Source organism: Kosakonia beeri, from assembly GCF_054165705.1.
Map to the genome: position 1 here is coordinate 1863731 of NZ_CM135106.1, position 24172 is coordinate 1887902.

26 protein-coding genes are annotated in these 24172 nt (G+C 53.3%); 11 read left to right on the forward strand and 15 right to left on the reverse strand.

Annotation, left to right across the window (positions count from 1 at the left end; all coding sequences use genetic code 11):
- Positions 1–87: 87 nt before the first annotated feature.
- From ACUY4S_RS08925 to ACUY4S_RS08935, 3 genes are all read left to right on the forward strand, one after another.
- Entirely contained in the window at positions 88–972 is an 885-nt protein-coding gene (locus ACUY4S_RS08925; RefSeq protein WP_312687535.1) for a LysR family transcriptional regulator, read from the forward strand.
- A gap of 139 nt (positions 973–1111) precedes the next feature.
- Positions 1112–1516 (forward strand): nuclear transport factor 2 family protein, encoded by a 405-nt coding sequence (locus ACUY4S_RS08930; protein ID WP_312687533.1) that lies wholly within the window; start codon positions 1112–1114, stop codon positions 1514–1516.
- Between the two features lie 55 nt (positions 1517–1571).
- Entirely contained in the window at positions 1572–1964 is a 393-nt protein-coding gene (locus tag ACUY4S_RS08935; protein ID WP_458022586.1) for a putative quinol monooxygenase, read from the forward strand.
- A gap of 102 nt (positions 1965–2066) precedes the next feature.
- Here the strand turns inward: ACUY4S_RS08935 and ACUY4S_RS08940 are convergent, their stop codons facing one another.
- The 5 genes from ACUY4S_RS08940 to ACUY4S_RS08960 all read right to left on the reverse strand — a co-directional run bounded on the left by ACUY4S_RS08940 (position 2067) and on the right by ACUY4S_RS08960 (position 5824).
- The gene (locus tag ACUY4S_RS08940) at positions 2067–3290 is read right to left on the reverse strand and encodes an MFS transporter (protein ID WP_458022585.1); all 1224 of its coding nucleotides are present in this window, start codon (positions 3288–3290) and stop codon (positions 2067–2069) included.
- Positions 3291–3540: 250 nt separating this feature from the next.
- A complete protein-coding gene (locus ACUY4S_RS08945; RefSeq protein WP_458022584.1) occupies positions 3541–4026 on the reverse strand; it encodes an RES family NAD+ phosphorylase in 486 nt (161 codons plus the stop codon).
- A 24-nt stretch (positions 4027–4050) separates the two neighbouring features.
- On the reverse strand, positions 4051–4332 hold the full coding sequence (locus ACUY4S_RS08950; RefSeq protein ID WP_312687527.1) for a hypothetical protein: 282 nt from the start codon (positions 4330–4332) through the stop codon (positions 4051–4053).
- 111 nt (positions 4333–4443) lie between these two features.
- Entirely contained in the window at positions 4444–4893 is a 450-nt protein-coding gene (locus tag ACUY4S_RS08955) for an NUDIX hydrolase (RefSeq protein ID WP_312687525.1), read from the reverse strand.
- 136 nt (positions 4894–5029) lie between these two features.
- Positions 5030–5824 (reverse strand): AraC family transcriptional regulator, encoded by a 795-nt coding sequence (locus tag ACUY4S_RS08960; RefSeq protein ID WP_458022583.1) that lies wholly within the window; start codon positions 5822–5824, stop codon positions 5030–5032.
- 220 nt (positions 5825–6044) lie between these two features.
- Here ACUY4S_RS08960 and ACUY4S_RS08965 point away from each other — a divergent pair, with 220 nt between their 5' ends.
- From ACUY4S_RS08965 to ACUY4S_RS08975, 3 genes are read left to right on the forward strand one after another with little or no spacing between them, the layout of a single operon-like run.
- Positions 6045–7961, forward strand: coding sequence for an FUSC family protein (locus ACUY4S_RS08965; protein ID WP_458022647.1), 1917 nt, complete (start codon positions 6045–6047; stop codon positions 7959–7961).
- Positions 7954–8169 carry a DUF1656 domain-containing protein gene (locus ACUY4S_RS08970; RefSeq protein ID WP_312687520.1) on the forward strand — a complete coding sequence of 72 codons (216 nt, stop codon included), beginning with the start codon at positions 7954–7956 and terminating at the stop codon, positions 8167–8169. The genes ACUY4S_RS08965 and ACUY4S_RS08970 overlap by 8 nt, the downstream gene beginning before the upstream one ends.
- On the forward strand, positions 8166–9065 hold the full coding sequence (locus ACUY4S_RS08975; protein WP_458022582.1) for an HlyD family secretion protein: 900 nt from the start codon (positions 8166–8168) through the stop codon (positions 9063–9065). Before ACUY4S_RS08970 ends, ACUY4S_RS08975 begins: the two co-directional genes overlap by 4 nt.
- On the opposite strand, the gene yajD is transcribed toward ACUY4S_RS08975, so the two are convergent.
- From yajD to ACUY4S_RS08995, 4 genes are all read right to left on the reverse strand, one after another.
- Positions 9049–9396, reverse strand: coding sequence for an HNH nuclease YajD (gene yajD, locus ACUY4S_RS08980; protein ID WP_312687516.1), 348 nt, complete (start codon positions 9394–9396; stop codon positions 9049–9051). The two genes, ACUY4S_RS08975 and yajD, sit on opposite strands and share 17 nt — an antisense overlap.
- Before the next feature lie 143 nt (positions 9397–9539).
- Complete coding sequence (locus tag ACUY4S_RS08985; protein WP_312687514.1) at positions 9540–10025, reverse strand: anti-virulence regulator CigR family protein; 486 nt, start codon at positions 10023–10025, stop codon at positions 9540–9542.
- A gap of 193 nt (positions 10026–10218) precedes the next feature.
- A complete protein-coding gene (locus ACUY4S_RS08990) occupies positions 10219–10749 on the reverse strand; it encodes a DUF6882 domain-containing protein (protein WP_458022581.1) in 531 nt (176 codons plus the stop codon).
- Positions 10750–10828: 79 nt separating this feature from the next.
- Entirely contained in the window at positions 10829–11578 is a 750-nt protein-coding gene (locus ACUY4S_RS08995) for a hypothetical protein (RefSeq protein WP_458022580.1), read from the reverse strand.
- A gap of 176 nt (positions 11579–11754) precedes the next feature.
- Here ACUY4S_RS08995 and ACUY4S_RS09000 point away from each other — a divergent pair, with 176 nt between their 5' ends.
- Positions 11755–13392, forward strand: coding sequence for a hypothetical protein (locus ACUY4S_RS09000; protein ID WP_458022579.1), 1638 nt, complete (start codon positions 11755–11757; stop codon positions 13390–13392).
- A 255-nt stretch (positions 13393–13647) separates the two neighbouring features.
- On the opposite strand, the gene ACUY4S_RS09005 is transcribed toward ACUY4S_RS09000, so the two are convergent.
- Entirely contained in the window at positions 13648–14484 is an 837-nt protein-coding gene (locus ACUY4S_RS09005; RefSeq protein ID WP_458022578.1) for a MipA/OmpV family protein, read from the reverse strand.
- A gap of 206 nt (positions 14485–14690) precedes the next feature.
- On the opposite strand from ACUY4S_RS09005, the gene ACUY4S_RS09010 reads away from it, so the two are divergent.
- A complete protein-coding gene (locus ACUY4S_RS09010) occupies positions 14691–15368 on the forward strand; it encodes a response regulator (RefSeq protein ID WP_312687503.1) in 678 nt (225 codons plus the stop codon).
- The gene (locus tag ACUY4S_RS09015) at positions 15368–16756 is read left to right on the forward strand and encodes a sensor histidine kinase (protein WP_458022577.1); all 1389 of its coding nucleotides are present in this window, start codon (positions 15368–15370) and stop codon (positions 16754–16756) included. The genes ACUY4S_RS09010 and ACUY4S_RS09015 overlap by 1 nt, the downstream gene beginning before the upstream one ends.
- 129 nt (positions 16757–16885) lie before the next feature.
- Here ACUY4S_RS09015 and ACUY4S_RS09020 read toward each other — a convergent pair whose 3' ends face one another.
- Positions 16886–17815 (reverse strand): LysR substrate-binding domain-containing protein, encoded by a 930-nt coding sequence (locus tag ACUY4S_RS09020; protein WP_458022576.1) that lies wholly within the window; start codon positions 17813–17815, stop codon positions 16886–16888.
- Positions 17816–18064: 249 nt separating this feature from the next.
- On the opposite strand from ACUY4S_RS09020, the gene ACUY4S_RS09025 reads away from it, so the two are divergent.
- Entirely contained in the window at positions 18065–18358 is a 294-nt protein-coding gene (locus ACUY4S_RS09025; protein WP_312687497.1) for a DUF1330 domain-containing protein, read from the forward strand.
- 116 nt (positions 18359–18474) lie between these two features.
- Here the strand turns inward: ACUY4S_RS09025 and ACUY4S_RS09030 are convergent, their stop codons facing one another.
- The 4 genes from ACUY4S_RS09030 to ACUY4S_RS09045 form a co-directional block, all read right to left on the reverse strand.
- On the reverse strand, positions 18475–18906 hold the full coding sequence (locus ACUY4S_RS09030) for an SRPBCC family protein (protein WP_312687495.1): 432 nt from the start codon (positions 18904–18906) through the stop codon (positions 18475–18477).
- A gap of 76 nt (positions 18907–18982) precedes the next feature.
- Positions 18983–19894, reverse strand: a complete 912-nt coding sequence (locus ACUY4S_RS09035; RefSeq protein ID WP_312687493.1) for a DMT family transporter — start codon at positions 19892–19894, stop codon at positions 18983–18985.
- 57 nt (positions 19895–19951) lie between these two features.
- Positions 19952–20971 carry an iron-containing redox enzyme family protein gene (locus tag ACUY4S_RS09040; RefSeq protein ID WP_312687491.1) on the reverse strand — a complete coding sequence of 340 codons (1020 nt, stop codon included), beginning with the start codon at positions 20969–20971 and terminating at the stop codon, positions 19952–19954.
- Between the two features lie 865 nt (positions 20972–21836).
- A complete protein-coding gene (locus tag ACUY4S_RS09045) occupies positions 21837–23030 on the reverse strand; it encodes an MFS transporter (protein ID WP_312687488.1) in 1194 nt (397 codons plus the stop codon).
- Positions 23031–23133: 103 nt separating this feature from the next.
- On the opposite strand from ACUY4S_RS09045, the gene ACUY4S_RS09050 reads away from it, so the two are divergent.
- The gene (locus ACUY4S_RS09050) at positions 23134–24051 is read left to right on the forward strand and encodes a LysR family transcriptional regulator (protein WP_458022575.1); all 918 of its coding nucleotides are present in this window, start codon (positions 23134–23136) and stop codon (positions 24049–24051) included.
- Positions 24052–24172 lie beyond the last annotated feature (121 nt).

The following is a 24172-nucleotide window of genomic DNA, read 5'->3' on the forward strand; positions in this document are numbered from 1 at the left end:
CGGCAGGATGTTTTCAAAATAGAATGATTCGAAATTCATCATTGCAGATTTGAAATGACCAGGTTCCCTGATTTCGAAGGACTCGCGATGTTCGCCAAAGTGGCCGAAGAGGGCTCTTTTGCCGCAGCGGCAAGAGTGATGGGCGTCTCCGTGCCGACCGTCTCGCGTGCTGTTGCAAGGCTTGAAGAGCGCCTGGGCGGCAGGTTGTTTAACCGTACCTCCCGCCAGCTTGCCCTCACGGAGTTTGGTCAGAGCATGGCCGCAAAAGCCTCGGAGATGTATCGCCAGGCGGAAGAGGTGGAGAGCGAAGCGCATGAACTGTCGGTGCAGCCGCGCGGCCTGGTAAGGCTGGCGGTGCCAATGTCGTTTGGCTTGCGCTGGGTGGCACCTCTGTTGCCAGAACTGATCCGCGCGTTCCCTGAGCTGAGCGTGGATCTGCATCTGTCTGATGCGTCCGCTGATTTGATTGCAGAAGGCTATGATGCCGCACTGCGTATTGCCGCGTTGCCGGACTCCTCGCTGGTGGCGCGCAAGCTGTGCGCGGTAACGCAATATTTGGTGGCCGCCCCTGCGTACCTTGCAGCACACGGCGCGCCGCAGCATCCTCGCGAGTTATCTTCCCGGCCCTGTTTCAGTTATGCCTACCGGGCACGCAGCCAGGTCTGGCGTTTTACCCATCCGTCCGGCGCGCAGGAGGATATCGTGCCCAACGGCCCGCTCAGAGTGACCAATTCCGATGCGTTGCTGCCGCCGCTGCTGGCAGGACTGGGTATAGCCGAGCTGCCGGAGTTTATTGCAGCAGAGTATTTGCAAAACGGGCAACTTGTGCAGCTGCTGGAACCGTGGTCCATGACCCAGGGTGGGCTCTATTTTGTTACGCCCACATCGCGCAGTCGTCCGTTAAAAGTCAAAGTATTGTCCGACTTCTTTGCCCGGCATCTCAGCCAGCCCGTCTGGCGCTGGCCCGGCTGATCTCCCCGTGGCGGCCATCCTTTCATTTTTGAAAGGATGAGTTTCATTCTTTGCTATTTCACACGCTCCTGAGTCTCTTTATTGTGGCTTAACGCCGCCGATACCGGCCCGGCACCTCAATAACAGGAGCGTACTCACCATGAAAACCGCCGTGCAGTTACTGCAAAACTACCTGGACAGCATTCAGCATCCCGGCATCGCCGCCGCCCTTTTTGCCGATGAAGGCGTGCTGGAGCTGCCTTACCTGCAAACGCTGGGTCTGCCGCATCGCGCACAGGGGCCTGCCCAAATCGAGGCCTTCATCACCGGGTTACTGGCAAAGGTTCCGGATTTTCGTTTCCGACATATCCAGTTTTTTATCGATACCCCGACCCAGGCTTTCGGTGAATACAGCGTAGAGGCGGCAATCGCCGGGACCGACCGTATTTATAAACAGACCTATGCCGGACGGCTGGTGGCAGAAGGGGGGAAAATCACGCTGCTGCGTGAGTCGCTGGATACGCTGGCAGCATGGCGCGCCTTCGGCGGCGGGCAGTCCGCCTGATGGCCGTCGGTTTAATCCTTTACGCTCTGAATTTATCGACACTAAGGTGAGAAAAATGAAACGAAATACAACGGCTGCACGTCCGTCTTCTGTGGGCGACCATGATAAAACGCAGGCCACCCAAATTGTGGTGAGCGCCTGGTACCGCGTACATCCGGAGGATCGCCAGACTTTTATCGATGCCGTAAAACCGGACATGCAGGCCGCACAACAAATGCCAGGCTGCGTGTTTTATGCCTTTTCTCAGGATCTGCTTAACCCGGACGCTTTTCACTTGTCTGAGGGCTGGACCGACATCGAGGCGTATGAACGGCATGAAAACGCAGAGACGTTTTTAACGGCGCTGGCGACGGTAGTTAAACATGTACGCATCCTGCATCGTGAAGGGGTTCGCTATGAGGTCGCGAAACAGCACATTGAGGATCCGCGCGGCAAAGTAACTGATTAATGAGTGGTCAGTGATGCAAAGCGTGCCGCCCAGGGCAGCACGCTTCACCACAGTCCTTTCTTAAGTATTGATATGCCCGGCCAGAAACAGGCCGGGCGGATTTTAGTCTGTTGTGCTTGCGCTATAGACCCAGAGCAAAACGCCAACGCCACCCAGACTGAGGAGTGACATGCTGTAAAGCGCCGTAAATGCACTCAGGTTATTTGCGATCACACTGGTGATGCCGGTAAAGAACGCGGCGGTCATGACTTGTGAACGCCATGTCATTGCACTGGCTCTCGCCACCTGGTCTTCGGGGAAGTGTTTAAGCACGCCGAAGGTTCCCAACGCAAACACCATATTCGACGCCACGTGGGCACTGAAAATTATCACCAGCCCGGCCCAGAGGGATCCGGCGGAGAGCGGTAACAGAAAATACCCGCCAATAAACCCGCCCAGGCATACCAGCAACAGTCGGTTATTCGCGCCATAGCGCTGCATTTTACGGGCATCAAGCATTAGCGGGCCACAGAGTTGCCCAAGGCTACGAGCGAAAAGCAACGGGAGTGCCAGGCTGGCGGGATCTTCAGGCCTGACTTCCTGTGCCAGCGCCGGTAAAAGTGCCATAGCCGGAGAACCCACTGCGGCAAGCGCAGGTAACAGCATCACGCTTCGTTTTTGCAAGGGAGATAGCGTTGGCCAGAAGCGTTTCTGCATAACCGTTGCTTTCTCTTCAGGATGGCACGTCAGTACCTGAAATACAGACGCCGAGGCCAGCAATAAAACAGCAGACGCGGCAAAGCTCAGGGCGTCTATGGCAAGAAGATGGAGAGGCGACATCACGTCGAACAGTAATACGCCCAGTCCGGTTCCCAGGAGTACGTGGGCGGCAAAAATGAGGGTTTCCATCGCGGTGGCTGCGGGTAACTCGTCATGATGTAAGCCACGTTTAAACAGCAGTGTCAGCGCCGGATAACTCATGCCGCTGAGCAGGGCCTCCAGACTCTGAACAGCCAGCAGCGCCGGAATGTTATGCCACAACACCCCCCATAATGGGAAAGCCAGGGCAAGCAGCCCGAGTAGCTCCGTCAGAATAAGGATCCGCAGCGGTGAAACGTGCTTGCAAAGCGTCTCGCCCCACAAGCTGCCGATAAAACTGGGCACCATCGACAACAGATAAACGAGGGTAAGTGTCGCAGGGGAAGCCTGCCAGTGTAAAAGTGTTGAAAACACAATGACCTGAGTAAGCCCATTACCGAGTGATGACAAAATGTAGGCAAAACCCAGGAAGCGCAGCCAGCCATGGCGACGCAGTGCGCGAATGAGCGCAAGCAGTAAGGTATTCATGTATAAAGATTCTCATCATAAATAACAGAAGCCCGCAAAGCCCACTGGCAGTGCGGAAGGGCAAAACTGTTAAAAAGAGAGCATCTTTACATTGGGAAATGGACTCGCATGAAAGCAGACGCGGTACTGTACCACATAAGCAGTCGATAGCACTTATGAGGTGATCACCGCGGCAATACCGACGTCATATCCGGTTCAGTTAACACCATCTTTACCCCCTTGTTGGCGTAACCGCTTTTGGGGGAATCATTTATTCAATAAGAGACACCTGAGCCAGGCTGCTGCCATTCCAGGAGAAAAGCACCAGATGCCAGAGGCCGGGCGCTTTGCGGGAGGGATCGATTAACCCGTTCATTCCTAAAGATTCCAGGCGCTCACGGACATGCCATGAGCGTGGAATACCTCCCTCCTTCACCGCTTCCTGCCAGGGAGAAATCGCATCGTTAAGGTCAATGCCAGCGGCCCGTCGTGCCTCACTGTTTCTCAAATCCAGAATCTTATGCGCGATAACTCTGACTTTTACAATTTCCAGGCGGGCGCTCCGGTTGCCTTTATGCGTTTGCATTGCGGCTTCTACCCCTTCGGGAGAGGAACTGAGATAGAGCGTAGGCTGATGGCTGTTCGAATAGCGTCCAGGCGCGCTGGAGCCCGACAACGCAAATTCCCGGTAGAGGGGATCGATTGCCCGATAAAAAATCCCATTGATGTCTGTATGAATAGGGAGGCGTTCAATCATTTCGCCGCTACCTCTGCAATAGCGTTATTTTTCGTTAGGGTTCCAGTAGACCTGAACGCCCGTTATCAGCGAGAAGAACTTGATTGCGGCTTCTTTGCCTTCTTCAACCGTGGGGTAAGGTTGGGAAAGATACACCTCGCCACGCGCGTGTGTGAAAAAGCGGCGGTGTTCCGGTTTAACTTCAACGCCCGTTAATTTTTTCACCTGCTCCCGGCTGCAATGGATGCGGTATCCCTGATCTTTATAGTTCTGAAGGGCAAAAACGCCCGTGGTATTGTTAGCCGCAGTGCGCGCAAGATTGGTCATATTTCTTTCCTGTTTACCCTTAATGTTGGCAATGTTTTGTCTCGTGTTGCTCAGTGTTAAGCGGCTGCTTATTATAAGGGCAGACGCTGTACTTCCTGCTGCTAACCCGTTTCAAACCCTTTCATCCCAGCCAAATTCTGAATAGGTTTGCCCGTCATGAATGGCGTTTATCGCCTGGCGCACATACGGGATGGTCTTGTCAGGCAACATGGTGATATTCATCCAACGGACGTCTGCGTGTTTGTCGGGTTCCGCCAGGAAAGGCAGCCCCCGCCACTGACGGCAGATAAAAAAGTGACCCATCCAGGAACGGTTTTCAGTCCACACATGCAGGGTGTGAGCAAGATGCATTGAGGCAGGCGAGGCCTCAACACCGGTCTCTTCCTTTAATTCTCTGGCTGCGGCACAAGATAGCGTTTCCCCCTGTTCAAGTCCTCCTGCGGGTAAGCTATAGCAGCCATCCATCCAGCCCGTATTGGCGCGTTGTAGCATCAAAATCTCGTCTCCTTCAAGAAGTAAGACGAAGACGGCAATAGAAAGGTGATATCTGTCCCGACTCATGCTGCGGTTCCCTGAACGCGGATAATACTGACTCTATATACAGTGATTGTTCGTCGCTGGGTATCTACCAATTCTGGAACAGGATCGTCGTAAAGGTCGTTTTTTCGCGCAGCCTGAGTAAGGGGCATGCCCACCGTTAGCGCGCACCGGCTTTGCGTTCGGCAAAGTAGTGCGCAGGTGTGCTGCCCATGGTTTTCCTGAACATAGTAATGAAGGCATTGACCGACTCATAACCCAGTTTCGCTGCCACATTTTGCACGGATACGCCGCTGGCCAGCTCTTGCAGTGCAATGATCAAATGCAGTTGCTGACGCCAGCGCCCGAAAGTCAGCCCGGTTTCGCGCAGCATTAAACGCGCAAGGGAACGTTCGCTGAGCGCCAGCCGTTTTGCCCACGTTTTAAAGGTGCTGCGATCCTCCGGGTGGCTGACCAGCGTATCGGCCATGGCACGGATTTTAGGGTTGGCGGAAACCGGCAGGCTCAGTTTTTGCTGCGGCATTGTCACCAGTTCATCCAGCGTCACACGGGTCAGCCTGGTGACATGGCTATCCGGCGGCTGATCCACCCCTTCGCGGGTTAACCGGTCCACCAGGGCAGTAATCAGGGGAGAAATCGCCAGCGTGCAACATTTTTCCGGCAACGTGGCGGCCCCCGGTTCAATAAACAAATAATTGAGATGCGCATTCCAGGTTGCAGTGGCGCTGTGCGGAATGCCGCCAGGGATCCAGACAGCACAATCGGGCGGCACTATCCAGATATCGTTTTCCGCGCGACAGATCACCGCGCCGTACAGCGCAATAATCAGTTGCCCTTTGCGGTGGGTATGCACCGGCACTTCTGCGGCATATTCCATAAAATCCAGATGACGTGCGACAGCCGGGCACGCGGTGCTATCGGGGTCAAACAAGGTTGTAGCGAATTGAGGGTTCACGTGATTGGCCACATTTAGGTATTTTTTGACAGAATAGAGTATTTAATCGCATCTGCAAGCCGGTAATAATCCCGGCATGAACAAAACAGACTGCTTTTACTCGCCCGCCTGGCGGGCTACCGGCGAGGTGTGTCGCCGGGTGCTGCGGGCGCTTGCTGCCCCTGCCGTACTGAATGATGCCAGTGCGCTGCTCTACTCTGCCAAAAGCTTTGCCGCCGCGATGCTGGCCTATTACATCGCGTTGTCAGTCGGCCTGCAAAGGCCCTCCTGGGCAATCATTACTGTTTATATTGTGTCGCAAACCTCGGTGGGTGCGTCGCTGAGTCGGAGTCTCTATCGTCTGGCTGGAACGGTCATCGGGGCCGGGGCGACCGTGTTGATTGTGCCTGCCTTCGTGAATATGCCGATTCTATGCAGCGCGGTGCTTACTGGCTGGATCACGTTCTGCCTTTTTTTATCGCTACTTGAGCGCACGCCGCGCGCTTACGCTTTTGTGCTGGCAGGTTACACCGCCAGTTTGATTGGCTTTCCTGCGGTTACCGATCCGGGGGCGATGTTTGACACCGCCATCACCCGGGTACAGGAGATCACCATTGGTCTTTTCTGCGCCGCCGTGATCCATCGCTATGTGTTGCCGAAACGGCTTTCCGGTCTGTTCAACAGCACCTTAGCAGAGACGCTGCGCTCTGCACGGCAGCGCCTTGCCGACACCCTAAGCGGCAATGTGCATGAGCTACACGGCACTATGCGGCTGGCTCAGTCACTGCAGTTCCTGCAGGGCATCAGCCACCATATTCCTTATGACTTCACTCTCTCGGCACCTGTACGACAGGCGAGAAAAGCCATTCACGATCGACTGGCACGGTTGTTGATAGTGAGCGGCGAATTACGCGATCGCTTACAGATGATTAACGCGCTGCCAGCCGACCTGCAGAGACTGCTGAACGATGTGCAGGCCTGGCTGACCTGTGAGGAAGACGTGGAGCGCAAAACCAGGGGGTGTGCGCTACAGCAATACGGTGAGCAGGTAATGCAGCAGCGCGCTGCCCATGTGCGCAATCGTGAGCAGGCCGTGCAATTGAGCATCGCCCGTCATCTGACGGAGGCCGTTGCACTGCTGCAACAAAGCGAGCGTTTTGCCGCGGCTATCCACCATGCGAAACCGCTGCCGATGGAGGCGCAAGAGCAGGGGATAAAAGGCTATGTGTTTCATCGCGATCCCCTGACGGCCGCGCGCACTGCGCTGGGCGCGGCGGTGATTATCTTCAGCGGTTGCCTGGTGTGGATTTTCCCGGCCTGGCCTGATGGGGGGACGGCGGTCTCTATTCTTGGGGTTTGTTGCACGCTGTTTGGCAGTTTCGACACGCCTGCGCCACACATTGTGAAATACATTATCGGTTCTTTCTGGGGCGTGGTGATAAGCCTGCTCTACAGCTTTGCCCTGCTGCCGCAGGTGGCTGAATTTCCGGTGCTGGTGGCCGTGCTCGCCCCGGCTTATCTGCTGGCCGGATCGCTGCAGGCGCGGCCACCTACCACTTTTATGGCGATGGGCATCACCCTGACATTACCGGTGTTATGTGAGTTAGGCGCTCACTACAGCGGTGACTTTGCGGCGGCGGTGAACACCGCGATCGCCTTATTTGCTGCTACCGGTTTTGCGGTGGTTGGAATGAGCCTGCTGCAAACCGTGCAGGCCGACGCCGCCATCAACCGTTTGCTGGCCCTGTGCCGGCGCGACATTCGGCACAGCATAAAAGGCACTTTTAAGCATGATGACGTGCACTGGACCAATCTGATGATTGACCGTACAGCCTTGTTGCTGCCGCGCTTGCAGCGAAGCGATCGCGCCTCCGGGCAGGTGCTTAACGAGATACTGCATTACCTGAGTCTTGGCCTCGCTGTTCTGCATTTACGCCGCATCACTGCCCCGGCTGGCAGTGATGTGGCTCGTGACATCAATGATGTGCTGGCCCGGCTAAGCCGGCGGACAGACATCCCGGCTTTACGCCAGCGTATCGTTGTATTGATTGGTATTTACTCGCCTGCGGCGGATGAGGCAACGCGTGTGCTGACTGACCGACTGGTGGATCTGCACTGCGCCTTGTGGGAGCGGGAGAAGGAGCAGATGAGTGATTAATGACATCAATCTTGGCGGTGTCTATGTACCCGGCCTGCTGCTCATCGCGCTGGCGGCGCTGCTCTGCACACTGGGATGGGTGCCATTTTTCGCTTTTAGCAGGTTCTGCCGCCGCTTGCCTTGTCGCCCGCTGATGGGGCTCTCTTTGTATATCGTCACCTTTTCCTTGCTGTTGCAGGGGCTGAATGCGCTGGGGTTATTCGCATGAAATCGTTTTTTTCTCTGTTGGGCCGCTATGCACTGACGTTAAGTGCCGTGATGATGGCAGCGTTTCTGGCGTACCTTCTCTGGAAACATTATGCCCAAACCCCCTGGACGCGTGATGGCCGGGTGCGTGCGGACGTGGTACGGATTGCACCAGACGTTTCCGGTCCCGTGAATCAGGTGGCTGTGAGCGATAATCAGTGGGTGGAACGTGGCGATGTGCTCTATTCCATTGATCCGCACTGGCTGCAGCTGGCCGTCGCCAGTGCGCAGGCTGACGTTGAGGCAAAGCACCATGAGAGGGTGATGCGCCAGGATGCAGCCCGGCGACGCGCACAGATTAAAGGCATGATTTCTGGCGAAGACCTCCAGCAAACAGGCAGTGCCGCAAGCGTGGCCGCCGCGAATTATCAGGGGGCGCAGGCTGCGCTGGAGCTGGCCCGGCTCAATTTAGCTCACGCTGTGGTGCGGGCGCCTGTTTCGGGTTATGTCACGCATCTCCGGTTACGTGCCGGCGACTATGCCACGGCGGGGGAGACGAACGTGGCGATTATCGACGCGCACAGTTTTTGGGTCGTTGGCTATTTTGAAGAGACAAAACTGCACCATATTCGTGTGGGGGATAGCGCCAAAATCGCCCTGATGGGGGTTGAGCCTACCCTCAGCGGCCATGTGGAAAGCATTGGGCATGGGATCGGTGACAATAATGACGAGACAGGCGGGCTGGGGTTGCCCAATGTGGAACCCACCTTCAACTGGGTGCGGCTTGCACAGCGTATTCCGGTGCGCATTCACATTGATACTTTGCCTGAAGGGGTAGAGTTAGTGGCCGGGTTATCCGCCAGTGTCTCTGTGACGCCCCAGAGACACCGTGCGGGCGAGACTACTTCTTCTTATTGAGCAACGATTGTAAATCGGCAAACGGGTTCCAGGTGGCGGCTGCAACGTCGTTTTGGGCGTCCTCGCCCGCCACTACCCGTGTGCCGTACTGGTCGGCCTCTGTGTACTTCTCATGTTCATGATCATGGCAAAAGAGACATAACAGTTCCCAGTTGCTGCCATCTGCCGGGTTATTGGTATGATCGTGATCGATATGGTGAACCGTGAGTTCACGCAGGTTGGAATAGACAAACTCGCGGGAACAGCGTCCACACACCCAGGGGTAAATTTTTAACGCTTTTTCGCGGTAGCCGCTTTCCAGCTGCGCGTAGTTTTTTGGGATCAGAGCCATGGCGGGTGCCACCTGTTTGCAAAAGATAAGCGGCTACTATATCTCATAACGGCAGGCCTGCCGAATGCTCGTCGCCAGACGATGATGACGCTGCGCGGGCACAAAAAAGCCCCGCTGTGGCGGGGCTCCAAAAAGGGGAGAGGTTAATCAAACACGCCGTTGATGACGGCAGTCACAATGGCAGTGCTTAACGCAATAAGCACTAAATCATCGCCAACCGCCCGCCATTCATAGCCCGGATAATAGGGCAAAGCGTTAAGCATGGAGGCAGGAAGTGTTTTTTTGGCAATACCTGGAGGCAACGGTTTCCCGCGGGCGACATTTTTCGCGATCCCTGGCGGCAGGGCCTGATAGCCGACAAGGCCATAATTAACAGCAAGGGAGCGGGCGCGCGCGAAGGTGATATCAGCGTTAACATTATCGGGTTTACCGGCGTTTTTGCGGTTGCCATGGTCGCTATTCGACTTGCCATTCCCCTGGCCATTGTTCCCGCTGTTTCCGTGGTTGCCACTGTTTCCATGGTTGCCGCCGCCATTGCCGTTACCGGGGTTGGCATAGACAGGTGAAGCAACCATAACGAGAGAGATAACCGCCGCAAGTGCAGTTTTAAAAGTGCGACGTGTAAGCATGATGTTGAACCCTTGAGGTGAAGTACACACGTCGAAGATAGGACAAGGCGAAGCGCGTAACAATGTCACGATTTCTGATTTTGCAGCGCGGGTTGTACGACCTCTTTTGATGCCTCATCACCGCCAGCATGGACCTGGCGCCGGGAGCAACGGGCCCTGTAACATCGTGAAGATCAGCAGGGCCGGCAGGGGGTTAATCTTGCAACGGGCTTAGCGTCACCGGGCCATAAACCATTTGCACACGGGTTGATCCGGATGCACCGCTGTAAGCGCCTTCGCCACCGTTCAGGTGGCAGGCCAGGGCTGTAAACGCCCAGACCTCTTCCATCGACGCCGAAAGAGTACGGGTGGTGAGTTCCGCCTTTCCGTACTGCTCGCCAAAGTCGCGTACGCGACGGGCAAAAGCGGCCAGCGGTTCGCTCACAGAGGGATGATCCCAGCCCCACAGCCATGTGCCATCATCGGTATTGTAGGTACCAATGACCTGCACCGGGGCGGTGGCCACCCGCTGTTTTTCTTCACTGGTAAAGGTGATGGTGCCTTCGTCCAGATCCACGGCCCATGAGGCGGTATCAATCCCCCACATCTCCACGGCGGCCTGAGTGCGCAACTGCAGCTCGTTATTGGCGCGGGCGAGGGTCAGTTCCGGCTCTGAAAGCACTTCCGGCTCGTTGCTGGCGTTTTTCTCTTTACTGCCAAACAGTTTTTTTAAGAAACTGGCCACTGGCTCGCTCCTGTTCTCATTGTGGGCATAACGCTTGCTACGTTATGCATGGGTAAAATCAACGGCCAGATCGCGGCGCTTATTTCAGGATGTCGAGGCTTTGTTGCAGTGTGAGAATATCGCCCGGCTGCCCTTTACCCTCTACGGTATCGGTAAAATAGTTGTAGTCGAGATCAATCCACTGCTGAAGTTTTGCTGCGTAGTCGTTCGGATATTGCGCCTGCTCGATAGCCGGTAGCGACTGATAATGCTCCAGGACCTCGCTAAAAAAATGCGTTAATTTGCCGCTACGGCTGTACTCAGCCATGGCTTTGGCCACGACCTCTTTTCGCCACGCATACTCCTGATCGGCCGTCTCTTTCAATGCTGCCCGCCGTTCATTGATTGTGTAGAGCCCGCTGTCGTCGTAGGTGATTAATGCCAGCTTGTCGCGCGACAGGCCGGCAAAGGGGTTTTTGCCATTTTGATGAACAAACTGAGTGGCCGCTTCGGCCCTGGCTAGCCGATCGGGATCGGTTGAATCTGGCACGTCTGCGTCATGACGCGCGCGGCTGGCATCCCATGCAGGGCCGCTTATCTCCTGTAAACGTGCGGCAGCCTTCGCGGCGAGTGCCTTCCTGTTAAGACCGGCATACCCGGTATCCGCCCGGCTTGCACTGTCACTTAATTGCTGTGCGAGTGAAGACAACACCACGGCGTTTTTTACCTGGCTGTTAACGTTTACGCTTGCATTCTCCGCGGCAGCAGATGAAACGGGCTGCGCTGGCGTGCGACCGCTCTCCACCGTCGAAGGGTGAAGTGAGGGGCGACTACCGGGCGGGTTGATCATCGCTGCATTTCCTTGTGGCGGTGGTTAGAGGGAAGACATCCTGCGACATTCTGACGCGAACGGCCCGGTGTGAGCACCTACTGGATCAGGGGATCACCGCTATTAAGCGCATCAGGAATGCGCTATAAAAAGCCGCAAGATCAATTAGAGCAGGAATCTCTGATAAGGAAACCCGCATGAAGCAATGGCTGGCAAAACTCTTTGGCAAACACGCTCCCGCGCAACCCAACACCACAGATGGTGCATTCCCGATCCCCTGGGAAAGCCACCGGCAGAGCCTTTATCGTTTTTTATTGCCTTATGCGCAGAAAGCCGGTCCGCTGCCGGAAAGCGCACAAACCCTGCCGGACGATGATCGCCTGCAAGGGGAGCTACGCTGGGTCGCTGGCGGCATGGATGGTGCATTCGGTCATCATGGCGGTGGAGGAAACGCAGAGGAAACGGCGGAACAACTGGTCAGCGCCCTGATTGCCGCGACTGAGCAGCCCACGCCCGGCAACCTGCAGCAACTGTATGCATTGCTCACCGGGCATTCACCGATCGATTACATTGACAGCCTGATGGAAAAACTGCCGCAGACCGCCTCACTCTCGCCGCAGAAAGTTCACGATCTGATGCAGTGGCTGGCGCAAGAGAGTCCCGATCGTAACCCGGTGAAATGCGCCATTGCGTTGTTGGCTTTTTTCCCTTCAGAAGAGAACCGGGCGCGGGTGACTACGCTCGGGCTGCACGAAGAATTTACCCTGTTTACCGCCGTCGCGTTGCACAACATGTTGCCGGCACATCTGCATGAAGATGCGCTGGTGACGCTGGCGAAACGGGTGCAGGGCTGGGGGCGTATTCAGCTTATTGAACGCTTGCCGGAAGTGGTATCCCCCGCGACCCGCGGTTGGTTGCTGCGTGAAGGCTACGACAATGCGGTGATGCAGGAATACACCGCCTGGGATTGCGCCACCAAAGGGCAGCTTCTGGCGGCATTAATGCAGGGCCAGCCGGATACCGCATTGTTGGCTGGCGCGGGTGACATTCTCTCGGCGCTAATTAACGGCGGGCCTGCGCGCGACATCGCCGACTATGCCGATGGCGCACAGGCCTGCTATCAGTGGCTGGCGCGGGTCCGCCAGTCGCCGGAGGATGATTTGCGCCATCTGCTCAATGTGGATGCAATCGGTTATTTTGTGAACGATGACGAAAAGGAGTGGGAACCATTACTCGCGCTGGGGTGGAATGAAGATCTTCGCCAGCGTATTCGTGACGACGTTCAGGCTATCTTCGCGCAGCCGAAATGGCGACAAAGAGTGGAACGCAATCTTGCTAACCGCGACGCGCCGGATTTTTATATCACGCTGCGGGCAGCGAAATTGTTCGGCATTGATACCTGGCCTGTGATTTTTGACCGTCAGGCAGCCGATGCGCAGGAAAATAACTGGTACGATTTAATGCAGAGCCGCTTTCCAGCGCGCATTGAGCAGGTGCTGGGGTTGGCCGAATCGCAGCTGGATCTGGCGGCGATTGCCAGCGGGCCGGATATGCAAACGGGGGTAGGCCCGCATTATCAGCAGCATGGCATGCTGGACTTTATCCTGCAGGAGCTGGATCGCTTCCCCGGCATCGGCTGGCGTTTTATCGAAACGGGTCTGCGCAGCCCGGTGATCCGCAATCGCCATATGGCGCTCACTGCGCTGGAAAGCTGGCCGCCGCATTCGCTTCCCGATGGGGCGCATAGCCTGCTTGAAACGGCATGCCAGCAGGAGCCGGACGAACAAATTCGTGCGCGGTTAGTGCAGGCGCTGGCGCAATACAACGCTGGGTAGTAAGCGACATGCTGTTCATTCCGCTCCTGGCTTTTGATCTGTTCCGGGCTGATGCTACCCGGCGTGTCCGGAGCCTGAGCTGAGGCAAAGGGCAAAGGGCAAAGGGCAAAGGGCAAAGGGCAAAGACGCTGCGTAACGGGCATGATCAGGGCGGGAGAGTTGAGGCTTGCCCCGTTATCCGAAACGGGGCGGATCGCCTGCGTAGTCAGTGAGCGTGAAGAGCCACACGCTGACGCGAAACACGTGGAATAACGATCAGAAGCTATAGGTCACCATCAGGCTTCCCGTGGGTGATGATTTTCGTTGCACAATCGGGCTGTTGCGGGCGTCACCCGTTAGCTGCGTATAGCCTGCTGTCGTCACTATGCTCCAGTCCGGGGTGAGCTTGTAGGTCCAGTCAATATTCATGTCATAGGCATACATTCCCGAACCGGCATCATACTGAGCAAACCCTGAGGCGGCCGACTGTGAGGCGCTTACGCCGTAGTAAGTTTGCATATACTGGCTCGTCCCCCAATTGCCGGTCAGGGCCAGCGTCACGGAGTTTTTCGCTGACGTATACAGCGGGCTGGTAATGCCAAAATGCAGCGCCGTACCGTTGCTTCGCTCAGAAAGCGGCACTTCAGCCTGCAGTTGCAAATTAAGCCAGCCGGCCACCTTGTACCCCAATGTCGGTACACCGATAGCCGAGCCTTTGACGTCGCCCATTCCCCGCAACTCATCGCTGCCGCTGCTGACCGAGCCACTGTCAGCGTTATGATCCTTACGGCCTGCGCGATAGCTCAGCGCAGCGCTGAAATTCAGCTTGCCGAGCGTGTTGCCGTAACCGATGCCCCGCGTGCTGCTAATGAAGAAGCCATTTGCCATGGAGTAATCAAGCACCAGGGCGGTTGTGGCGTGGCTCTTATCCGAACCAGAATAACGCGGCGCAACATTCACGCCTCCCCCCAGAGTCAGCGCGGTGGCTTGTTGCTGTTCTGCCGCCAGTGTTGGGGTGGCGAGCAACGCCAGTGCAACGCCCGGCACTATTTTTTTCAGGCTGCGACCCGAGCGCAATGGGGGGAATGTATGACGCAGTTCGGTATTTCTCATTAAAGAAGTCCTTGTGGATTCAAATGATTACGATAGAAGTAAGTGGTTAACGCCAGAATGCTCATGTTGAATGCTTACCCTAAAGTTCTGATGAGCCGAAAATGAAGAAAGAGTGAAGTAAAAACTGGTAACGTAAATCTGATAGATTTCCTGATACCGATTTTTTCTTCAGACGTTCTTCATTCACCGCTGATACCGTAACCATCGTGAAAATTCTCCTAATCGAAGACGACCTGGATCTTGGCAATGGCGTGCGCATTGCGCTTGCTGATCAAGGATTTGACGTCATATGGGTTCGCCGCAAAGAGGATGCGCTGCATCAAATTGATGTTTGTGTGCCAGAACTTGTGCTGCTCGATCTCGGGCTGCCCGATGGCGATGGCATGAGCCTGATGGCGTGCTTGCGTCAGCATTGCAAGGGCATCCCTGTCATCATCCTGACTGCGCGAGGGACCCTGCAAGATCGCCTGAGCGGGCTGGATGCCGGTGCAGACGACTATCTGGTCAAACCTTTTGTGCTCGCCGAGTTGTTGGCAAGGGTGAGAGCCCTGGCACGCCGCAGTTATGGTTTTCAGGATGAGGCGATCGAAATCCGCGGGCTCTCTCTCCATGTGCCGACGCGCCGCGTCACCGTGAGTACGGGCCATGTTGAATTGACAGCCAGCGAATACGCGCTGCTGGAAACGTTAATGTTGCGTGCTGATCGCGTGCTGACACGCAGTTTTCTGGAAGAGAGGATCTTTGGCGCCAAAGAAAATATGAGTAATGCGCTCGATGTGCATATGGGGAACCTGCGTCGCAAAATCGGCGACGGCTATGTGCGCACGGTGAGGGGGGTAGGGTATGTCATTGATACCGTACCGATTCAGAAGGGAGCAGGTTGATGCAAAATTTTTGGCACCACCTGAGGAACCCAACACTCGTCCGGCGAATTATGATCGCCCAGATGGTACTGCTTACACTGCTTTGGTGCCTTTTTCTGACCTACGTTTTGTGGGAGGACCTGCGCAGCCCCCCAATATTAACGGGCAATAAGACTTACGAAACCCTGTTTACCGTGATTGATAGCATGGACGATCGCCCGCAGGATCGGGCGAATGTGCTTGCGGCGTTCAGCAAGGCATTGCAGGAAGATTATGGCGGTGGTGATGATCCTGAACTGTCAGTGAGCCTCATCGTGCGCAAGAATAACGCGATACTGTTTTCATCTGCTGGCGCCCCGACGGGTGTGACCAACACCCGTTATGGGGAAATTCAGCGTATTCAGAGTGACGGTCGTACCTGGACTAGCCGTACCCTGATGTCCGGGAATTCCGACGCGGAGGTGACACTTATCACTCCTGCCGGAGGCTGGAACTTCTTTATTTACCTTAACTCGCGCGGCTACTACATACTGCCGTTGCTGGTGTGCATCCCTTTTCTTGTGTTTCCCGCGTGGCTGTCCATTCGCATTGCCATGCGCCCCTGGAGCAAAGTGGTAAGGGAAATTTCCTTACGAACGCCGGAAGATCTCTCTCCCTTAAAAGCAGTCCCGAGGCACAGGGAGCTTCGCCAAATGGTCGATGCGGTTAATGGATTCCTTGCCAGGGTGCGAGAAAGCACGGAAAGGGAAAGGGTTTTCATTGCAGACGCCGCCCACGAATTGCGAACGCCACTGGCGGCAATGCGCATCAACGTTGAGGCGCTACAGTCCTATGTCAGCAGCAATAGCCAACAAGAGCTGCTTGCGGGGATTGTTCGCAGCAATAGCCGTGCGGCCCGCCTCGTTAATCAACTGCTGCTGATGATGCACAGCGAAGCGCGCATTGACACGGTTATGGTGCCTGTGCCGCTGACCACGCTCATACAAGAGCGCATGGCTGCGTTAGCCCCTCTCGCTGCCGAACGCAGGATTGAACTTGAATTCTACACGCAGGATGAAATCTGGATCACAGGGGTGAGGGAACGCCTGATGTCGCTGATTGATAATGTGATTGAAAATGCCGTGAAGTACAGTCCAGAGGGCGGACGGGTAGAAGTGGATGTGCGATCATTCGACACCGCCACGCAGCTCCGAGTCTCCGATGCCGGGCCCGGCATTCCCGTTGAGTTAAGAGAACGGGTGTTTGACAGATTTTTTCGCGATCCAAATCAGATGCAAAGCGGGAGTGGCCTGGGCCTGGCAATCGTCAAAGCGGTTGCGCAGCAGCACAACAGCAGCGTTGGCATGAGCACGTCTGCAGAAGGTGGCCTCATGGTAACGGTTGATTTCCCAGGCTACACATCTGCCTGAACATTCGCCCTCAACCCGCGGAGGGCTGGGGGCAATCGCAGGTATTGGCATGAGGCAAGGCGGGTGCGTATCGACGCGGTGTAATGCAGGCGCTGTGCGCCAAATGCGGACGTGGCAAACTTGCCTTACTTATACCGAAGATGAAGCCTGAGGACTGTCAAAGTAAGGTTTTAAAATATCTTCAGTCCAGTGCATAAAGGCCCGGACTCGCTGCGACAAATTACGCCGGTGCGCAACGACAAAAAACGCCGCGAGCGGCTCTGGACGCAAGTCGGGAAGAACTTCCACCAGCGCGCCACGTTTGATGTGAGGTAACAGCGAGGAATAACCGCCCTGAATCAAACCTAACCCCGCCAGCCCTGCCTCATGATAATCCGGTACGCTGTTGACTTTCACCGCGCCAGGTAAGATCAGCGACTTATAGCCAGCACTCGTCGGATACGACCAACCGTCAGGTTTCGAACCCAAATTACGCACATAGTGCACCATCCTGTGCTGCTGTTTGAGCAGATCATCAAGGGACTGTGGTACCCCAAATCGCTCCAGATAACGCGGGCTTGCGGCATTGATCATGCGCAGATGTCCCAGTGGACGTGCAATAAGCGTCTCATCAACAACGGGGCCGAGACGAACCACGCAGTCAAACCCTTCCTGAACCGGATCGACCCGGCGGTCAGTACTTGAAAGCTCAATTTCAAGGTCAGGGTGTGCTTCCATCAACTGGGGCAGAGCAGGGATCACCACGCTCTGTGTCAATACCGTGGGCATGTCAACGCGTATCCTCCCTCGCAGGGATGTCCCCTCGAGGGAGAACATGGATTTCAATTCCTCGGCTTCTGAAAGAAGGTCGCGGGCGCGCGAATAAAAAGTCCGCCCGTCTTCCGTCAACTGCACTGTTCGCGTTGTCCGGTGTAAAAGCGTCGCACAGACCTCTTGTTCAAGCTCGCGGACTACCACAGACGCGCGTCCTTTCTGGATGCCTAAACTTTCAGCCGCCTGCGTAAAGCTCTTCATTTCCGCCACACGCGCAAAAATTATCAATGCGTCCAGATTTTTCATTGTTCACCTTTTGGGTAACAGTGCGTTATTTTTTTCGCTATTTATGGCGATATTAATACTTAATAGACTGCTTTCACACCGCGTATCTCGCATCACGCTTGATGAGGGTAACGGGATGGATAAGCAAAACATCGTGAACGCATCGTAAATACATCGGGTGACACTGAAGTCTGAAAACCAGTTCAGCTTAAGTTATCGCTTTTTTATGGACTTACGCTGGAATACACCCTCGCCTGAAAGGATAAAGAGATGAATAAAGGTTATTTAATCGCCCATGTGACTGTTACAGACCCCGTCGCATACGCTGAGTATGCCAAAGCGGCCGGAGAGGTCATGAAGAATTTTAATCCGAAGATAATTGCCTGGTCCGGGCAGTACGAAAATCTGGAGGGCGAATCGCATGATCGTCATGTCGTTTTTGAATTCGATTCTTTTGCGGAAGCGAAACGTTTTTATGAAAGCCCGGACTATCAGGCAGCAAGGTCAATACGGTCGGGTGCTGCAACCGGAACGTTTGTATTGGTTGAAGGTGCCGCGCATTAATATGCAAGGTGTAATGTCCGCGTCATGTTCAGAGCCGGCTTGATGCCTTTTTTCAGCCCGCTCTGCGGCATGAACTTCAATGATGGGGGGAGAGGCTTGATGCTTTCAAATATCATTTACAGTGAATCTGTTTCGGCAAGGTATTGAGCTAATCCCTCCATCACTTCCGGGAAGTCCGCGCTAATTCCTTCTCCGAAAACCTTCGCCTGAGGCCCATGGGTACTAATAGCATAAATCAAAGTACTCTCACCGGGGCCGGATGCCTCAATACGATGTTCAACTTTGACCCGTGTTTCATCCACCCATGTCTCATCAATGAAATGTTTTTCTTCTGAAACATCGGTGAGCTGACTACGGACAATATCGCCTTGCGGTAATTCCATGGTGAACCATGTTCCCGTCTGGAATGGCCCCTCGATAGTGATCGATTTTACGCCAGGGTTCCATCGCTTCCAGTTATCGGTGTCGACAAACGCCTGCCATATTGCTTCCGGCTTGCTTCTTACCGTGATCTTATAAGACTTATTCCAGGCGTTGTCTTCATTCATAAAATTGCTCATCGGATAGCGTAAATGGACACATTGAATGTGTAGTTATAATGGCGCAACGCCAAAATGCCAAGCCTCATTGTTGTTCGCGGGTGTGGTTGACGCGATGTCGGGCCGAACAGCACACGATACCTGACACAATCAAAACCAGTGTAACGATGTGGTAAGTTCGGAGTTCATTGCCAAGAAACACGATGCCCATAATACCGCCGGAGACAGGGATAAGATGGGTATAAATCTCACTCCGGGTGGTACCTATTAGTGATACGCCTTTATTCCAGAACACATAGGAGAGCCATGACGGGAAAATAATCAGGTAAAGAATACCGGCGATGACGGAGGGGGACACTCGGTAAATAACGCCCTGGTACTCCGGTGCGAACAGGGCATGCAGGATAAACATCGGTACGAGAATTAACGTACCCAGCAGGGAACTGAAAGCGACAAAGGACGTATTTGTTACCGAGGTGTCTTTAAGGCGTAAGAACGCGCAATAAAATGCCCAACTCAATGCGGAAATAATGGTCAGCACATCCCCCCAGCCAAAAGCCTGCATCCGCCCGTTGCCACTGGCACTGGAAAATGCGAGGTACAGCACCCCCACCGTACTGGCCACAACGCCAGCAATATTTCGCGCCGAAATGGATTCGCGAAAAAGGAAATGATTAATAAACAGAACCAGGCAGGGGGTACTGGAGATGTAGATAGCTGCGTTAAGGGAGGTTGTGTACTGAAGGCCGATATATAAACTCAGTGGGAAACAAACCTGGCCCAAAAAAGAGAGGAGAATATTTATGCGAATATTCTTTCGCAATGAGGCGAAATCGATGCAGAATCGCTTCCAGTAAAATGAAAGCATCAGCAGGGTGGTGCCACCCCAGCGGATCAGACTCAGCCCATAGGGGTCGACGTACTGCACCAGTATATGCCCCACGACATAGTTCCCACCCCAAAAAATTGCGGCCAGCGCCAGTAATAAGTAAGCCACACATTCACTCCCGTTCAGCACAATTAAAAACCCGGAGCGCTCTCCGGGCCGGTATCATCAGAGTTTCGTCAGTTTCTGCATCAGTTGATCGTAATAGCGCTCCGCAGTCCTCAGCCTCAGTAAACTGCCGAGATAGAATTCTTTGCGGGTTTCAGGGTACCGCTCGGCGATCACATCAATAACGTTATACAGCCAGTCATCCCCGTGCTTGATATCAATAGTGATGTGTTCCGTATAATATTTTACATCGCGATCGATAAGCCCCAGACGCAGGCATCCATTAACCAGTTTTTCATACTGGGGCGGATCGAGTACTTCAGTCATCGCCATTACCCCCAGCAATTTGTAATAGTGGCTACGGTTAACGGAACCGATCATAAAGGCATTATGCCCGGCCAGGGCCTCAGCCCCGTACATGTCGATGTAATGGTTATCAGGGAGTTTTATATCCTGCCGTGCCAGCACGTCCTTATAAAGATTGACATGTGTGAAGACATTGTCACCATGCCCTATTTCATCCCACAGGTTTTCACTGATCGTTCCACGTGTTTCTGGCTGGGAGCCTATGAGGGTGTAAGCCACCAGATCAAAGAAAATCAGGTTGAGTGCGCTGTCACTTTTAAAAAAATAATAAAGTTGCTCTGTTGAGGCGTCCTTTTCCAGAAACTCAAAAAGAGGATGATGTGAGGCATTATGTGCATGCCACACTGTTTTTAAATAATCCCCATAATGCGGGGCTGTGTTCACCTCCTGGGGCACAGAAAGCTGGCCGAATTCATGTTCCAGCCATCCATCCTCAATGGTCTTTTTAATTTCCAGCAGCGCCGGGTCGTACTGGTGTGATGCAGGGGCGGAGAGCGGGTGGGCCAGTACGCTCTGGTAAATAATAAAAAGTGCATGCTGGGCAATTTTCTGGTCGGAGGCCACGCCCTGATAATAGGCCCGTTGCATTATATCGCGCAGTGTTTCGCTATCCGGTGATTTATTCGTTTCGCCATTGATATAACTGAGCAGGCTCTGTGTGAAACCATACATATCTTCTTTAAATACGGGTTCAATCCTGCTGATATTAAACATGCTGATGTCCTTTTTTATTAGCCTCGCTAATTCTGTGGTTATTGCAGATAGGGGTATTGTGATCTTGATCACATAAAAAAGCATATATTTTAGCAATAAAAGCCTTTTTGGTTGCGGTTTATCCCAGCGGTTTTTTTCATGAATCCTTCAGCGATTGATAATTAACTTGTAACGAAAATGCGGGGGGGTAATTTGTGAGTTATTTGCAAAAAATTAATAGAAAACCTGCTCTGAAATGCAAGGTATATTATTTTTCATAATATCCATTTTAAAAGTAAACTGTAATGGTGCAAATGTTAATGCCAGTATGGGATTGATTGAGATGCACTCTGTGGGAGTGAGATGTTTATATTTTTTAGCTATTAACGGATTTCATTATTATAGTATTTTTCATGAAGGGTAATGTAATTTTTATTATGTAAGGCATCCTCGAAAAGAATGTTTTGCCACACGACAGTCTTTTTTACGCGCGGTGTGGACATGGGCATGTGCCGGGTCTGTCTTATGCCAGGCGTGGACCGTGAAAAATCTACCTGAATATCTCTATAGTGTGCGGCACACGCACAAGATTGCCCCTCATCTCTGCAGACGATGGCTGTTACCAGGTCGGGATGCAGAGCACAAGGTCACGGTGCCGCTTTATGTGTCTGGCCGGCAGGAGATGATGTCCCCTGCCGATTTTTTTGTTTTCCTTTTCCGCAAATCACCCAGATAGCCGGGATTGCCTGTATTAAACAGCCGGATAGCCTCCCTTTACCGGCAGTGGCTGACCGTGGAATGCATAACAGGGCAAACAGTAAACACGAGATTTATCTTATCCTTCACCCTTCGTTAGAAATAAGAGCCAGAACTCATCAATGATGAGTTAGTCTGGCTGGGCAGTACGTTTAGCCAGTTTCTTTTGCAGAATGATAACGATAATCGGGAACCCTGATGCGGAAACGGCACAAACCGCCAGCAACGTATTCACATTTTGTGGTGCCATACCATGTTCAGGTAATAAAAAAGCAGACAGGAAAAATGCGACGGTTGTAATCAGATACATGATTGATGTCTGTAATGAAGAGAATTCCGCCCGGTGTCTGTCATCTGGAAACGGGATCGTCACCACCGAAGATACAACCAGGCGACTGTAAGACGCACCGAGAAATAAAGTGATAAATAACGCCGCGTGCGAATATCCCAGGACGGGAATGAGCAAACTCACGATAAAGAGGATTGTTGAACCTGTAGCCAAAACTAAAGCAGAAAACCGGGAGATTAACAGGCCGGTAATTTTTGTAGACAGATAACCTGCCACACCCCCGCCGAAGAACAACCAGGGCAACAAGTCTTGCGAAGCGCCCAGTTGCCGTGTCATTAACGGTACCAGAACAGGAATGACCAGCATTGGACTAAACTGTACAAGCGCATTACTGGATGCAAACAATAAAGTATTCCCATCAAGAGGCGGCGTGCGGAGCGTGTCGTAAGAGCCAGCGTCTGCGGGTAGGATGAATACGCTTAGCGGCAAGGCCAATAAACAAAGTACACTGATTAACCACAACGCAACGTGCCAGCCATAATGCGTGCACAAAAATAATATAGCCGGCATTCCTGCAATGCTTACCAACGAAAATGCCGCAATGACCGTTGCCAGCATTTTTCCGCGCAGGTGAGTCGGTGCGTTATTGATTAATATACTGGTACCCACCCCCATTGTTGTCCCTCCAACTAAGCCTGCACAGAATCGTAATATCAGCAGGAGACTAAAACTGGCGGTGAATGTGGTCAAAAGTGTCAGCAGGCCCAGTAGTGCCATATTGGCGATTAAAAAACGTTTTTTATTGAAACGACCAATCCGGTAAAAAGCGATAACACCCGAAAGGACTGCACCCGAGGTGTACATCCCGGACACATAGCCGGAGAATGAGACGGGAACTGAGAAATCTGCGGCCATAAACGCAAATACAGGGTTAAACATCATGTATTCCAGCGCATTCGTGAACTGGATAAAAGCCATAACAATGGCTATCCGCATAAGGGCTTTATGATCAAACATTGGGGTGATCGGTGGCATAGCAAGCAACCTGTGGATGAAAGATATCCGAGTTTAACCGCTATCAAAAATGATGATTAGATGGTAAAAATGGCGCTCATTATTATCAATTGTGGGATAGCTAATGCGTCCAGCTCTTGACTTTACTGCCCTGAAAGTCTTCATTGCAGTGGTTGAAAACGACAGTTTTATTGGGGCTGCGAAAGTCCTCGAAATGCCGTCATCCAATGTGAGCCGTTGTATTTCTCAATTAGAGGAAAGACTACATCTTCAGCTTATTGAGCGTAACACCCGTTATATGAAACTCACGCAGGCGGGGCATCTGCTCTATTTACGCGCGAAGCCCTTACTGGAGGCACTGGAGCAAACTGAAACCGAATTAACATCGCGACAAATGCAGCTCAAGGGCCCGTTGCGCCTCTGTATTCCCAATGAAGTAGGTCCTGCATTGTTGGGTTCTGTTATCGCCGATTTTGCCTGCCAGTACCCGGATCTGGAAATAAGCTGTGTCACCAATTTGTCAGGTTTTGAATCCCTGAGAGATGAGCTGGATTTAGCGGTCATTATTACCCGTGGTCAGTTGGATGACAGTGACTATATAGCCCGTCATTTGATGACTATCCCTTGCACCGTGGTTGCTGCTCCCTCCGTCATTCAGCGTTATGGCACGCCTTCTCATATTCAGCAATTTGAAACGTTACCCTGTATTACTACGGTAAGTGCACTGAAAGGTGCGCCCTGGCAGTTTGTCAATATTAAGGGGGGATTCGAGACAATTAAGGTGAACGGGCATTATCGGGTAAACAGCGGAGAGATGGCAGGACGCGCTGCGGTAGCGGGTGTGGGTTTTGCCATTCTGTCGAAACAAGCCTGCCAACCTTATATTCGCGATGGACGGTTAATTGAGGTTGAGTTCGAACAAGCGGCTGCGCCATTGCAATTGTTTGCACTTTATTCAGATCGGCGTTATTTGCCGGCGAAAACAAGAGCGCTTATTGATTTCATGCAGCAGAAATTGAACGATATAACCTTAGCAACCTGAGGCGGCAGTGAATTGCCATAGCGAATGGAGCTGGCACAATGCATCTCCACTTAAAATAAAACGTATTCTTCTCGCTTCGGGCTGCCTGTTTGTTGTTCTTTTCGTTCGACTTTGCAAAGAT